Source organism: Myxococcales bacterium, from assembly GCA_016712525.1.
In the GTDB taxonomy this organism is placed as follows: domain Bacteria; phylum Myxococcota_A; class Polyangia; order Polyangiales; family Polyangiaceae; genus JAAFHV01.
Window position 1 is genome coordinate 96,564 of record JADJQX010000007.1, and the last position, 12,840, is coordinate 109,403.

The 12,840-nt window shown below is 70.4% G+C and carries 13 protein-coding genes; 6 read left to right on the top strand and 7 right to left on the bottom strand.

Annotated features, from left to right (window positions below; all coding sequences use genetic code 11):
- The first annotated feature begins 355 nt into the window (after positions 1 to 355).
- Positions 356 to 874: a hypothetical protein gene (locus IPK71_17525; GenBank protein MBK8215535.1), complete on the top strand. Its 519-nt coding sequence runs from the start codon at positions 356 to 358 to the stop codon at positions 872 to 874.
- Positions 875 to 942: 68 nt separating this feature from the next.
- On the opposite strand, the gene IPK71_17530 is transcribed toward IPK71_17525, so the two are convergent.
- Positions 943 to 1,365 (bottom strand): hypothetical protein, encoded by a 423-nt coding sequence (locus tag IPK71_17530; GenBank protein ID MBK8215536.1) that lies wholly within the window; start codon positions 1,363 to 1,365, stop codon positions 943 to 945.
- Between the two features lie 113 nt (positions 1,366 to 1,478).
- Positions 1,479 to 2,381 carry a phytanoyl-CoA dioxygenase family protein gene (locus IPK71_17535; GenBank protein ID MBK8215537.1) on the bottom strand — a complete coding sequence of 301 codons (903 nt, stop codon included), beginning with the start codon at positions 2,379 to 2,381 and terminating at the stop codon, positions 1,479 to 1,481.
- Between the two features lie 242 nt (positions 2,382 to 2,623).
- On the opposite strand from IPK71_17535, the gene IPK71_17540 reads away from it, so the two are divergent.
- The 5 genes from IPK71_17540 (at position 2,624) to IPK71_17560 (ending at position 7,503) form a co-directional block, all read left to right on the top strand.
- On the top strand, positions 2,624 to 3,541 hold the full coding sequence (locus IPK71_17540) for a 50S ribosomal protein L11 methyltransferase (GenBank protein MBK8215538.1): 918 nt from the start codon (positions 2,624 to 2,626) through the stop codon (positions 3,539 to 3,541).
- Positions 3,542 to 3,607: 66 nt separating this feature from the next.
- Positions 3,608 to 3,760 (top strand): lasso RiPP family leader peptide-containing protein, encoded by a 153-nt coding sequence (locus IPK71_17545; GenBank protein MBK8215539.1) that lies wholly within the window; start codon positions 3,608 to 3,610, stop codon positions 3,758 to 3,760.
- Entirely contained in the window at positions 3,757 to 6,168 is a 2,412-nt protein-coding gene (locus IPK71_17550; GenBank protein ID MBK8215540.1) for a hypothetical protein, read from the top strand. Before IPK71_17545 ends, IPK71_17550 begins: the two co-directional genes overlap by 4 nt.
- Positions 6,165 to 6,428: a PqqD family protein gene (locus tag IPK71_17555; GenBank protein MBK8215541.1), complete on the top strand. Its 264-nt coding sequence runs from the start codon at positions 6,165 to 6,167 to the stop codon at positions 6,426 to 6,428. Before IPK71_17550 ends, IPK71_17555 begins: the two co-directional genes overlap by 4 nt.
- Before the next feature lie 139 nt (positions 6,429 to 6,567).
- Positions 6,568 to 7,503: a hypothetical protein gene (locus IPK71_17560; GenBank protein MBK8215542.1), complete on the top strand. Its 936-nt coding sequence runs from the start codon at positions 6,568 to 6,570 to the stop codon at positions 7,501 to 7,503.
- A gap of 238 nt (positions 7,504 to 7,741) precedes the next feature.
- On the opposite strand, the gene IPK71_17565 is transcribed toward IPK71_17560, so the two are convergent.
- The 5 genes from IPK71_17565 to gap form a co-directional block, all read right to left on the bottom strand.
- Positions 7,742 to 9,040, bottom strand: coding sequence for a hypothetical protein (locus IPK71_17565; protein ID MBK8215543.1), 1,299 nt, complete (start codon positions 9,038 to 9,040; stop codon positions 7,742 to 7,744).
- Between the two features lie 12 nt (positions 9,041 to 9,052).
- The gene (gene secG, locus IPK71_17570; GenBank protein MBK8215544.1) at positions 9,053 to 9,475 is read right to left on the bottom strand and encodes a preprotein translocase subunit SecG; all 423 of its coding nucleotides are present in this window, start codon (positions 9,473 to 9,475) and stop codon (positions 9,053 to 9,055) included.
- A gap of 23 nt (positions 9,476 to 9,498) precedes the next feature.
- The gene (locus IPK71_17575) at positions 9,499 to 10,281 is read right to left on the bottom strand and encodes a triose-phosphate isomerase (protein ID MBK8215545.1); all 783 of its coding nucleotides are present in this window, start codon (positions 10,279 to 10,281) and stop codon (positions 9,499 to 9,501) included.
- 78 nt (positions 10,282 to 10,359) lie between these two features.
- Positions 10,360 to 11,562 (bottom strand): phosphoglycerate kinase, encoded by a 1,203-nt coding sequence (locus IPK71_17580; GenBank protein ID MBK8215546.1) that lies wholly within the window; start codon positions 11,560 to 11,562, stop codon positions 10,360 to 10,362.
- A gap of 109 nt (positions 11,563 to 11,671) precedes the next feature.
- Positions 11,672 to 12,688 carry a type I glyceraldehyde-3-phosphate dehydrogenase gene (gap, locus tag IPK71_17585; GenBank protein MBK8215547.1) on the bottom strand — a complete coding sequence of 339 codons (1,017 nt, stop codon included), beginning with the start codon at positions 12,686 to 12,688 and terminating at the stop codon, positions 11,672 to 11,674.
- Between the last annotated feature and the right edge of the window lie 152 nt (positions 12,689 to 12,840).

The window sequence follows — 12,840 nt, forward strand, 5'->3', positions numbered from 1 at the left end:
GATTCGGCACGCCCTCCCACCCACGCGCACCCTGGCCCAAGCTCGCCCACGATCGCCACGATCACTCTCCCGCGCGCCATTTCGTGCGCTATTCTCGGCGGATTCCGATGCCCTCGGCCCCCCCTCGCTCCCTCGTCGTCCCGTCGTTCGTCGGCCTCGCGGCCCTCTCGTTTTGTGGGTGCGCTCCGTACAAGCCCCCCAAGATCGACATGGTGCCCATCGGCACCAACGCCCCCGACGTGAACGAGGACAAGTACCCCACGAACAAGCCCCCGCCCGTCGTCGACAACGGCGCGGCCAAAGGCTGCGTGGTGAACGAGGCCGAGGAGATCGCCGACTGGCTCAAGAACGACAAGTGCAAGATCGCCGCGGGCGACGCCGATCCGACGCCCGGCCTCACGCAGAAGCTCGACGTGAAGCTCACCGCCTCTACCGCCGAGATCTCCCCGGCGGCCGCGTCGACCTCGTGCTCACGATCAAGAACAAGTCGAGCGAGCAGGTCGGCCTCGTCTTCTCGGTCGACGGGCCCGCGTTCGTCGTTCAAACGTGGGACGCGAAGGGAAAACGCGTGGGCCAGCCCGCCGGCAAGCCCAAGGCCCCCTCGGGCGTCGTCATCGACGAAGACTCGGTGCGCACCGTGAAGCTCCTCGTCGGCTCCGGCGGCACCCTCAAGACGAAGCTCTTTTGGGACGCGGTCAAGTACCGCTGGGCGCCCGACAAAATCGAGGGCTCGGTCGTCACGATCGGCACGTTCCCGGTGGCCTCTGCGGGCAACCTGCCCGTCGGAAAGTACACGGTGCGTCTTGGGAGCTCGCTCAGCGGCCTCCCCGACGAGAGCCTGCCTCGCGTCCCGGTCGAAGTGGTCAAAGAGTAGCCGCCTTCGAAAGGCACGAGGCCCGCACATGACGCTGCGGGCCTCGTCGACGATCGTGGTGGGCGTGACTACTTCTTCTCGGCCTTCGCCTTCTTGCCGTGGCCGCCGTGCCCATGGCCGCCGCGGAGCTGCTTCGCGACCTCGCGCACCTTCTGGGCCTCTTCCTTCGTGACCACGTTGTCGGCCACGGCCTTCTGGACCTCGGCGTTCAACGTGGCGACGCCGGCGTTGAACTTGTCGCGCACTTCCTTCTGCTTGTCGGCCGGGAGGTTCGTGACCCGCGACTCCATGTGTTGGCGAGCCTTGGCGACGCGCTGATCGACCTTGGCTTTGAACTCGGCGCCCGCCATGGGGAACTTCTTGCCGTGTTTGCCGCCGTCCTCGGCCGCGGGGGTGGCGCGTTTGGCGCCGGTCTCGGCGAGCGCGGGGACCGCGACGAGGGTGGCGAGGGAGACGACGAGGGCGGCGACGACGGACTTGGCAAAGCGCATGGTACGGCTCCTATGTAGATCGAAGGTGCGGAGGGCGCGAGTGGGAAGCACCGGCTTCCCGTGGGGTCGTTCGAGGTCGTGGTCTCGTCGCCGCCCGCTTCGTTCTTGAACGGTCAGACGGGGGTTCGGCCCGCCCCATGCTCCCCTTCACGGTTCTTTACCGGGCCGTGGCGGTCGCGCAGCGCCCCGAGGAGCCCGGCCCAATCGACCACGGGGCGCGGCACTTCGGCGAGCGAGCCGTACCGGAGGATCTGGATGGCCACGAGCTCTAACCTCTCGTGAAGACTCAGTTTTTCGAAGCTCTCGACGGCGTCGAGGCCCTCGAGGCCGGGAGCCCCGCGTGCCCGGAGCGTGAGCGAGTACGCGGTCCGGGCGTTCGTGGCGCCCTCGCGCATCGGCCCGCCCCAGTGGAGCGAGCACGCGTCCCAGAAGAGCGCCGAGCCGGCCTCGAGCGGGTAGGGGCGCGCGTGGGTGACGTCGAACGGCTCACGCCGGAGCGCGTCGGGGTAGCCCGGATCCTTCGTGAGCGGCACGACGTGCATGCAGGCCGTGTCGACCGTCACGTCCGACAGCGCGATCCACACGTTCACGACCGAGGGCCTCCCGTCGCTTTGGCGGAGAGGCTCGTAGACGCCGCGGTGAGGTGCCCAGCCCGAGAGGCCCGAGCGCGGGGGGATGTTCCACGCCCACCCGTCCGCGAGCACCTCCGCGGGCCCGATGAGCTCTTCGACGATGGGCACGAGCCTCGCGAGCGGCTCCCAGAACGCGTCGAGCGCGTAGACGAACACCGGGGGCAGGCCAAGCTCCTCCACACGGCATAGCGCCGCCGCGAGGGCCTCCGCGCGCCGCCGAGAGAGGAGCCCTCGCACGACCCCTACGCCCTCGGTCGGGAACGTGGCGAGCGCGCTCGTCGCGTCGGGGAGCGCGTCCTCGTCCTCGCCGAGCGGTGCGCCGACCGAGGTGGTCCACGGGGTGCGCTCGAGGAGATGAAAGAGCTCGCGGAGGGGGTCGGGCATGAAGGGCTCGGTCGAGTCGAAAGGAGAGGGGAGTCGCCTGGGATGCGCGGCGCCCGAGAATTCTCCACGACCACCGCCTCGCCGTCGAGAACCACGGCGCGCGCGACGGTCGGACGACGCCGCGTGAGGTGCCCGCGAAAACTCCGTGGTCGAACGGCGGGAGGCTGCACTACTGTCGGCGTGAACCCGAGACGCGACACACGCACCCGAGGCGCATGTACTCGACCTACGATTTCGGCCGCATGTTGGCTCACCCCCGGGTGAGCGCGTACACCTCGGCGCTCGCGCGGGCCGTCCGTCCGGGCGACGTGGTCGTCGACATCGGCACCGGCACCGGGTACTTCGCGATGGTCGCCGCGCGCCTCGGGGCCCGCAAGGTGTACGCGATCGAGGGTATCCGGCAGGCGTGCCAAATCGCGCGGGCCACCGTGCGCGACAACGGCCTCGAGGGCATCGTCGAGGTCGTCCACGGGCTCTCGACCGCCCTCGAGCTCCCCGAGCGCGCCGACGTCGCCTTCGGGGATCTCCGCGGTCGCCTGCCGACGTTCGGGGCCAACGTCGCGTCCATGGCCGACGCACGCGCGCGCCTCTTGAAGCCCGACGGCCGCCTCTTGCCTCTCCGCGATCACGTGCACGCCGCGCTCGTCGAGTCCGACGAGCTCCACGAGCATTTCTTCGGTGGTTTTCGGGATCCGGCCTTCGACCTCGGCGCGTGCCGCGCGGCCGTCGCGCACGAGATCCACGACGACGACAAGTGCCCCATCCGCCCCGAGCACCTCGTCACGGCGTCCGCCCGGCTCTTCACCGTCGAGTACGGCGTGCCGTGCGACGTGTTCCGCGGAGACGTCGAGCTCGTCGCGCTCCGCTCCGGCTTCGCCCACGCCATCGCCCTCTGGTTCGACGCCGAGATCGACGCGGAGGCGGGCTTCTCGAACGCGCCCGGCGGCAAGCTTACGGTGTATGGGCGGGTCGTACTCCCGTGGGACGAGCCCATCGCTCTCGTCGAGGGAGAGCGCGTCCGCATGAGCGCCGTCGTCCGGGCGAGCGGCGACGATCACCTGTTCAGCTTTGCCACCACCACGAGGAGCCGCCGGGTGCGCCAGACCACGGTCGCTCTCACCGAAATCACCGGGGTTTTGCCCCCCTCGCCCCGCGCATGAATACTGTGGTAGGGGTAGGCATCGTATCTTTTGGCCTGTTCGTTCGTCCCCCAAGGAGCTTCGCCCATGTCCGTCCGTGAGAATTCCGTCGAGGCGTCCAAGCCCGCGCCCAAGAAGCCGTACGCCGCTCCTCAGCTCAAAGAGCTGGGCAACGTGCGCGACCTCACCCTGGCGGGTGCCGGCAGCGTGAACGACGGGCTCCTCAAGATGGCGATGTGATCGAGGTCGCGTGGGGGGCCGCTGCGGCCGCGCGAGGGCGCGCCGACGGCGTTTTCTACACGTGCACGGGGGCACACGAGACGGGCGACGGGGTCCTCCGCGAAGGCGACGCGGGCCCCGGCTTCGATTTGACCGTCCATGTCCGCCCCGACGGGCTCGACGCCGAGCGGCCGACCTACACGACGCCCTTCTTCGTCACCGACGGAGGCGGCTCCGGTGGCCTCGGGTCCACGTCGCTGCGCCGCCTCGTCGCGGCGCTCCCGCACGTTCGCCTCGACGCGGACGCGCTCGCCCGTTTCGTGGCCGACGAGACCGCCAGCGGTGAGCTCCGCACCATCTATCGCGGTGTCTCGAGGGTCCGCGGAGGTCGGCGCCTCTCCGTTTCCCGGGCGGGCCTCCGTGAGGTCCCGAGCACCCTGCCGAAGAGCCCGACCACGCCGAGCCGCGGGTCGGTGGTCGAGGCGCTCGCCGAGGAGCTCCGTTCGGCCGTGGTGCGCGGCGCGCGTGGAGACTCGCCGCTCGCGATGCCGCTGAGCGGCGGGCTCGACTCTTCGGGGCTCTTCGCGACGAGCCTCGAGCTCGGCTACGACGTGCGCCCGTTCACGATCGACTTCGCGGGCACGCCCGACGACCGCCCGCACGTCGCGTCGATGGAGCGGTTCTTCGGGGTGGAGGTCGCGCGTTACGCGCCCGAGGCCCTCGCACCTCACGTGGCGACGATACTTGCGTCTTACATGCAACCATCGGTCATGCCGAACGCGTGTCTCGAGCTCGGGGGGGCGGCGCTCGCGCGAGGTCTCGGCTGCGCGACCTGGCTCACGGGGGTCGGCGGCGACGACGTGTTCGGCGGCGATCTGCGGGCGTTCGCGGCGGAGGTCGGCCCGAGGCCGGTCCGGACGATCGCGACCGCGCTCGGCCTCCGCGTGCCGTGGTCGGACACGGCGCGCACCCGGCTCCAGCACTGGCTCCTCGAGCCGCGCTTGCCGGCCGTCCTCGGCCGCGCCATGGCCCGGCGCCGATTTCGGTTGCACCGCGCCAAGGTCCCCTTTGCCGGCCCGCGGGTGCGTCGCGCGTTCGACGAGTCGCTCGCGGAGCGAATGAGCGCCCCTCCCGTCGGTCTCGAACCGGAGGAGCGCGTCCGCGCCTACCTCGAGCAACCGTTCCTCACGGAGGCCGCCGAGGTGCGCGCGGACGTCGACGAGCTCGTCGGTGCGCGTCGTGTCGACCCGTGGTTCGACGGGCGTCTCTTCACGTTCCTCTGGCGGCTCCCGCTCGAGTGGCTCGAGGTCGATGGTCTGCACCGAGGGGCTCTACCGCCGCGCGCTCGCGGGGCGCGTGCCCGAGTCGGTCCGCCTGCGCACGGACAAGGGCATCGCCGAGCCGTTCGTCGCCCGCGCGTTTCGTCACGCCGGGGGCGCGCAGATCTTTGCGCCTTACATGGACTTTTCGGCGAGCGCGGACGCGGGGCTCGTCGAGCCGTCGCGGCTCCGGGAGTGGCTCGAGCCGCACCTCCGGTCGTCCACGTTCTTCGAGTCGGCCCCGTTCTGGGCGCTCTGGCGCCTCGTCGGCGTCGAGGCACTCCTCCGGAGGTACGGGACATGAGCCCTCCGGGAGAGACCACGTGGCATACGGTGGTCGACGAGCCTCGGGGAGGGCCCGCCTACCGCGTGGGAGAGCGTGACGGGCTGGTCGTGGCCGAGTGGGGAGGGGGCGCCGTCACCCTCGAGGTCACCCGCGCGGGCGAGCGTGTTCGGCTGTCGGTGGCCGACGGCGTCGATCCGTTCCTCCTGCGCAAGCTCGAGGTGGGGCCGATCGAGGCGCTCGAGCGTCGTCTCCGCGGCGAGCTCACGTTCCACGGCGGGGCCGTCGCGTACGCGGGGCGCGGCCTCTTGCTGCTCGGCCCGAGCGGCGCCGGAAAATCGACCACGGTCGGCGCCCTCGTCTCTCGGGGGTGCGCGCTCGTCTCCGACGACATGGCGTGGGTCGACATGCACGATGGGTCGCCGAGGCTCGTCCCTTCCGAGTCGCACCTCTACCTCCAGGAGGGCCCGACCCGTGCCCTCGGCCTGCAAAAAGAAGGGGATCACGTCTACTGGGACGAGACCACCAAGTGCGGCGTGCCGGTGCCGCACGCCGACACGAGCGTCCCCCTTCGCGCCATCGTGCGGCTCGCGTGGGGTCCCGCGCTCGTGACCCACACGAACGTGGGCCTCGGCGCCCTCGACGTGCTCTTGCCGCACGTCGTCCGCTCCGGCTTGCCGTACCGCGAGCTCTGGGCGAACGAGCTCGAGCTGCTCGGGCGGCTCACCGAGCGCGTGCCGGTGTATAGTCTCGAGCGCCCGGCGGCGTTCGAGCGCCTCGTCGAATGTTCGACCGCCCTCATGCACCTCTTGGAGGCCGAGCCATGAAGCTTTCTCTCTCTCCGCACGTCTTCGCCCGCGAGTTCCAGGGCGAGGTCGTGCTCCTCGACCTCGACGGGGGCGCGTATTTCGGCCTGGATCCGGTGGCGGCGGCCGTCTGGAGGGCGCTCGAGCAGACCGGCTCTCTCGAGGACGCCGTCGCCGCCGTTTGCGCCGAGTTCGACGTCGACGAGGCCCGCGCCCGCGTCGACGTGGGCGCGTTCGTCGATCGCCTCGTCACGAAGGGGATCGCGACCCGGAGCGCCTAACGCGGCAATGCGAGCCTACGCCTTTCTGGGTACGCCGCCGGCTGCAACGGGCCCTCGAACGTGCCACCGCGTCAGCTCGACCACGGATGCGAGCGCCGTCCCCAGGCAAACCTGCTAGGATACCTCCAGGAGAATCTCGATGCGACTTCGACCGCTTGTCTTCCTCACGGTCATGCTCTCCGCCGCCTCGGTCGGCACCATGATCGTCTCCTGCACCGGCGACGACGGCTACACCCCGAGCGACGCCTCGGCCGACGTCGGCCCGAAGGACGTGCTCGTGCCCGACGCCAAGCCGGTCGACGCGGGGACCGACGCGGCCGACGCCGCCGACGCGCGCGACGCCGCCAACGCCGACTCGGGGGACGCGAGCGACGCCGCCGACACGTCCGTGATTACGCCCGACGCGACGGTCATCCTCGCTCACGCCCAGAACGAGATCGAGGCGCTCTGCACCCTCACGCGGGGCTGTTGCCTCGCGGCCGGTCAGGCCCAGTTCGACATGGCCAAGTGCCGCACGCTCTACCAAGGGTACGGGTTCCAAGGAGACCTCGTCACCGTATCCGACGCGGTCCTCCGCGGCGGCCAAGTGACGGTCGACACGGGCAAGGGCGCCGCCTGTTACCAGGGCATCCGAACGCTTGGGTGCAAGAACATCACGTCGAGCACGTACTCGGGGGCGCTCAACCTCTGCCAGACGACCCTGCAAGGGACCGTGCCGGTCAACGGCAACTGCCGCGCCACGGTCGAGTGCCAGACCGGCCACTACTGCGAGGCCTTCGCCGACGGCGGCGTCTTTCCGAGCGACTCGGGCACCGGCGACGCAGCCGTGGCGCCGATCGTCGGTCGCTGCCGCCCCATCAAGGCGATCGGTGACACCTGCGCGAGCGACGAAGAGTGCGCCTACCGCCTCAACGGCAACGCGTGCGACACGGCCACGAACAAGTGCGTGGGGCCGCTCGCCAACAGCTCCGCCTGCCGCTTCTCCGGTCAGTGCTCGAGCAAGATCTGCCTCGGCACCTGCGAGCCCCAGATCACCGATCTCATCACCGCCGCGGAGTGCGACATCTTCCGCTGAAGCGTCGACCGACCGGGAGAGCGGAGAGCCGGCTCGGTGCCCGCTCTCCGTTTCTTTTTCCCTCCGTCGGCAGCGAAGCATCGCCGGCGATGGCGCGAAGCACCGCCGGAGGTGCTTGGGTCCGTGGAGCACGACGCGTGGGCAAGGGCTCCCCTTCGGCGCGGGCGGGAGGACGGTCACGTCGGTGGGCTTGGAGCATCGCCGGCGATGGCGCGAAGCACCGCCGGAGGTGCTTGGGTCAGGGGAGCACGACGCGCGGGCAAGGGCTCCCCTTCGGCTCGGCCGGGAGGACGGTCACGTCCTCGGGGCGCCCGTACGCGGCGAGCAGCGCGAAGTGCTCGTAGGCGCACGGAGCCACCGCGAACGGTCCCGCGCCGCGCAGGGCGAGCCCCCGAGCGACCTGCGCGCTCCGATCCGCGTCGCCTCCGCCAGGGGCCTCCGTGGCCGCGAACCGAAGCGCTCCGGCGAGCCCCAGCGCCACGGCCACGGCCCCCCACGCGCGGCGTGACACGAGCCCTTCGGTCGCACGCCCCGCGCCGAGCGCGACGACCGCGGTCACGACCCCAAGCCACGCGCGCTCGGCGTGGTGGGTAGGGGCGCCGTCGTTCACGTTCCCTACGACCAGGAAGGCTCCCACGCCGAGGAGGCCGACGAGGACCACGCGCGCCGCCGCCGTGAGTCGCGCGGGCACGCGCACGACGAGCAGCAGCGCCGCGACGAGCGCCTCCGGGAAGTGCACGACGAGCAGGCGAGGGTAGGCGAGGAGGCGCTCCGAGAGCGCGATCTCGGGCCCGCCTTGCGCGAGCATGCGTTTGTACCTCGCCACCCGAAAGAGAAAGTGCGTCGCCGAGCCGTGGCTCCAGCGGTTCCACACCATCCAGCCGAGCGCACCCGCGAGGCCGAGCCCCACCGCGAGCGCGAGCACCCGGAGGTCGGCTCCCCGCTCCGCGCGCCCGAGCCACGCGAGCGAGATCGCCACCACGACCGCCGCCGGCCACGCCTCGTACCGGCAGAGCGTCGCGGCGAGGGCCAGCGCTCCGGCCGTGAGCCTCGTCGCGCGATCGGCTCGCCCCGGGGGCAGCGCCGAGAAGAGCAGCGCCGCCGCCACGAGGCCGGCGGTCGGGGCCTCCGGCACCGTCGCCGCGGAGCAGAAGAGGGACCAGGGCAGGAGCGCGGCTGCCGCGAGCCCGAAGAGCCGCGCGTGCCGAGAGAGGCCCGTCCGGAGGAGCGCGACGTGGAGCGCCACCTGCGAAGCAAGCACGAACCCGACCGACGCGACCCTCGCTACGGCGAGCGACCTCCCGAACGCCGCCATCGCGACGCCCATCACGTGAAAGGGGAGCGGGAGCCAGCTCGTCCCGCTTGGATCCAGCGCAGGAGACGCTACCCACCGCTCGGCGATCACGACCCGTGCGTAGTCATCGTCGGACACGGCCCGGAAGCCGAGACCGAGCACGACCAGCACGAGCAGCGCCCGCACCACGAGCGCCCCGGAAACCTCGAGCGCGAGAGCTCGGCGCTCGTCGGCGACCGGCACGGCGGAGGAGAGTTACTTGGCGGCGTCGGGCGACGCAGCGCTGGCGGGAGCCGCGGGCGCGCTCGGCGCGGGGGCCTCGGCTCCGGAGGGGGCGGGCGCGGCGCTCGGTGCCGGTGCGGCGGCCGAGTCCTTGGCGCGCGCCGTGCCGCTGGCGCCCTTCTTGTCGCGCTCTTTCTTCTCCTGAGCCTGGCGGTCCTGGAGGGAGCGATCGGTCGTGAAGTACGCGATGGCCACGCAGTTCAGCATGAAGAGCGCGGCGAGCACGGCCGTGCCGCGCGTGAGGAAGTTGCCCGCGCCCCGGCCGCCGAACACCTGGTTCGATGCACCCCCACCGAGCGCCGCGCCCATGCCGCCTCCTTTGCCCTGCTGGACGAGGATGAGCAGCACGAGGATGAGGCAGATAAGGACGTGGAGGATGCTGAGGAAGGTGTTCACTTCGGGGCTCTAAAGGGCGAGGCTCAGGCGGGCGTACGGGTGGCGAGCGTCTCCGCCGCACGGGCGATAGCACCGAACTGGGCGGCATCCAAGCTCGCTCCACCGATAAGACCGCCATCGACGTTCGGACAGGCCAAAAGCGCCTCGGCGTTGTCGGGTTTCAAGGAGCCGCCGTAGAGAATCCTCGTCCCCTCGCCGAGCGCCGGCGCGGCCTTGACGAGCTCGGCTCGAATGGCCGCATGCACCTCTTCGGCCTCCTTCGGTCCGGCGACCTTGCCCGTACCGATGGCCCAGACCGGCTCGTACGCGATCGCGACGGGGCGCGTGGCGCTCTTCAAGGTCTCGAGCACGGCCGCCACCTGCGCGAGCACGACGTCGAGGGTCTTCCCGGCCTCGCGCTCCTCGAGCGTCTCTCCGACGCAGACGATCGGCGAGAGCCCCGCCGAGAGCGCCGCGGCCGTCTTCTGGTTCACCCACGTGTCGGTGTCGCCGAAGAGCTGACGCCGCTCGGAGTGCCCGACGATGACCCACGTGCACCCCGCCTCGGCGAGCATCGCCGCACTGACCTCGCCCGTGAACGCGCCCTTCTCTTTGTCGTGCACGTTCTGGGCGGCGAGCAGCACGCCGCTCCCGTCGCACTCGTGGGCCACCGCCGCGAGCACGGTGAACGGGGGAGCCACGAGGAGCTCGACGTGCGGCACGCTCTTGGAGAGCGCGACGACCTCGGCGGCGAGCGTGATTCCGCTCGTGCCGCCGTGGTGCATCTTCCAGTTGCCTGCGATGAGGGGGGTGCGCTTCGGGTTCATGAGGCTCGTGGATCGCTGGGGTGAATCGTAACTATTCGATATGAATGGATAAACAGAGTCGCCTCGGGAGGCGGCCCGTCACGGGGCGGTGCGGAGGACCTCGATGCCCGGGAGCTTCTTGCCTTCGATGAGCTCGAGCGACGCGCCGCCACCCGTCGAGATGTGGCTCATCTTCGAGGCGATGTCGCCGCCCGCCGCGTGCACGGCCGCCGCGCTGTCCCCTCCGCCGACCACGGTGAAGGCGTCCGAGGCCGCGAGCGCCTTGGCGAGCCCGAACGTGCCGGCCGCGAAGGGGGCCTTCTCGAAGAGGCCCATCGGCCCGTTCCAGAAGACGGTCTTCGCGCCGCCGAACGCCGCGGCGAACGCCTCGAGGCTCTTCGGGCCGATGTCGAGCGCCATGTGGTGCTCGGGCACGGCATCGGCCGCGACCACTTTGCCCTCCTTGGCCTCGAGGCTCTGGGCGACGACGAGGTCGGTCGGGAGCAAGAGCTCCACCTTCTTCGCCTTGGCCTTCTCGAGGATCGTGCGCGCGAGCGAGAGCTTGTCGCCCTCGATCTTGGAGGCCTGGAGGTTCTTTCCCTGGGCGGCGAGGAAGGTGTTCGCCATGGCCCCGCCGATGACGAGCACCTGCACCTGCTCGAGGAGGGCGTCGACCACCGCGATTTTGTCGGACACCTTCGCGCCGCCGAGCACGGCGACGTAGGGCTTGTCGGGCGCGGTCACGAGCTTGCCGAGGGCGGCGATCTCCTTCTCGAGAAGGAAGCCGCACCCGCGATCCCGAAAGAGCTTCGCCATCCCGTGCACGCTCGCGTGGGCGCGGTGGACGCACCCGAAGGCGTCGTCGACGTAGATCTCGGCGAGCTCGGCGAGCTTCTGCGCGAAGGCCTCGTCGTTCTTCTCTTCCTCGGGGTGGAAGCGGAGGTTCTCGAGCAGACAGACCTGACCGCCGCGGAGGTCTTGCACGACCTTCTTGGGGGCGTCGCCGATGCAGTCCTCCGGGAGGTGGACCTCGACGCCGAGGAGCTCGGCCAGGCGGGCGCCGGCGGGCTCCAGCGAGAGGCCTTCGGTCTTGCCGGGCTTCGGTCGGCCGAGGTGGCTCGCGAGCACGAGGCGCGCGCCGCGCTCGAGCGCGTGTTTGATCGTCGGCAGCGCCTCGCGGATGCGCGAGTCGTCGGTGATCTTCCCGCCGTCGAGGGGCACGTTGAAGTCGACGCGGACGAAGACCTTCTTGTTCTCGATGGGGAGGTCGCGGATGGAGGAGATGCCGGCGAGCGGATTCATGAGCGCTTTCCTTGGGTTACGAAGGTCCGTGGCGTGGGCTCGACGAGGGCTGGGGAGCGAGCCCGTGCCACCCGACGAGGGCGGGGCACGGGCAGCGCTCGGCCGACGCTCAGAGCTTCGCGGCGACGAGCTGCGCGAGGTCGATCATGCGGTTCGAGAAGCCCCACTCGTTGTCGTACCAGCTCATGATCTTGGCGAAGTTGTCGCCGAGGACCTGGGTCACGGTGGCGTCGAAGATCGAGGAGCGCGGATCGCCGATGAAGTCGCTCGAGACGAGCGGCTCCTCCGTGTAGCCGAGGATGCCCTTCATCGGGCCCTTGGACGCCGCCTTGATGGCCGCGTGGATGGCGTCCTTCGACATGGGCTTCTCGGTGGTGAACGAGAGGTCGACGACCGACACGTCCATCGTGGGGACGCGAATGGCCTGGCCGTCGAACTTGCCCTTCAGCTCGGGGACCACCTCGGCGAGGGCCTTGGCGGCGCCGGTCGACGACGGGATCATGTTCTGGGCGGCGGCGCGCGCGCGGCGGAGGTCGCCCTTGCGGTGCGGGATGTCGAGCACGGCCTGATCGTTCGTGTACGAGTGCACCGTGGTCATGAGGCCCTGCTTGATGCCGAACGCCTGGTGCAGGACCTTGGCGACGGGGGCGAGGCAGTTGGTCGTGCACGAGCCGTTCGAGAGCAGGTGGTGCTTCGAGGTGTCGTAGAGCTCGTGGTTGACGCCCATCACGATGGTGAGATCGTGGTTCTTGGCGGGGGCCGAGACGATGACCTTCTTGGCGCCGGCGTCGAAGTGCGGCTGGCACTTCTCCTTGTCGGTGAAGAGGCCCGTGCACTCGAAGACGATGTCGACGCCGAGGTCCTTCCAGGGGAGCTTGCCGGGCTCTTTCTCGGCGAGGATCTTGATGTCCTTGCCGGCGATCGTGAGCTTGCCCTCACCCGCGGTGGCGCGCTGCTCGGCGCGGCCGTGCACCGTGTCGTAGTTGTAGAGGTGCGCCAGGGTGGCCGGGTTGGTCAAATCGTTGATGGCGACGAGCTCGAGGTCTCCGACCCCGCGCTCGTGCAGGGCGCGAACGACGCAGCGGCCGATACGTCCGAAACCGTTGATGGCGATCTTCTTCGACATGGCTCAGAGCTCCTTCTCGGGGGCCGGAAGGTAGTCAGAAGTACGCCCCCGGGCAACCCTCGACCGCGGCATTCTTCGGGCTTTTTTCGGCGCAAGGACTGCTCCGTCGCGCAAATGCCGCGTGTCGACCGTGTGGCGTTCGGGTGACATTC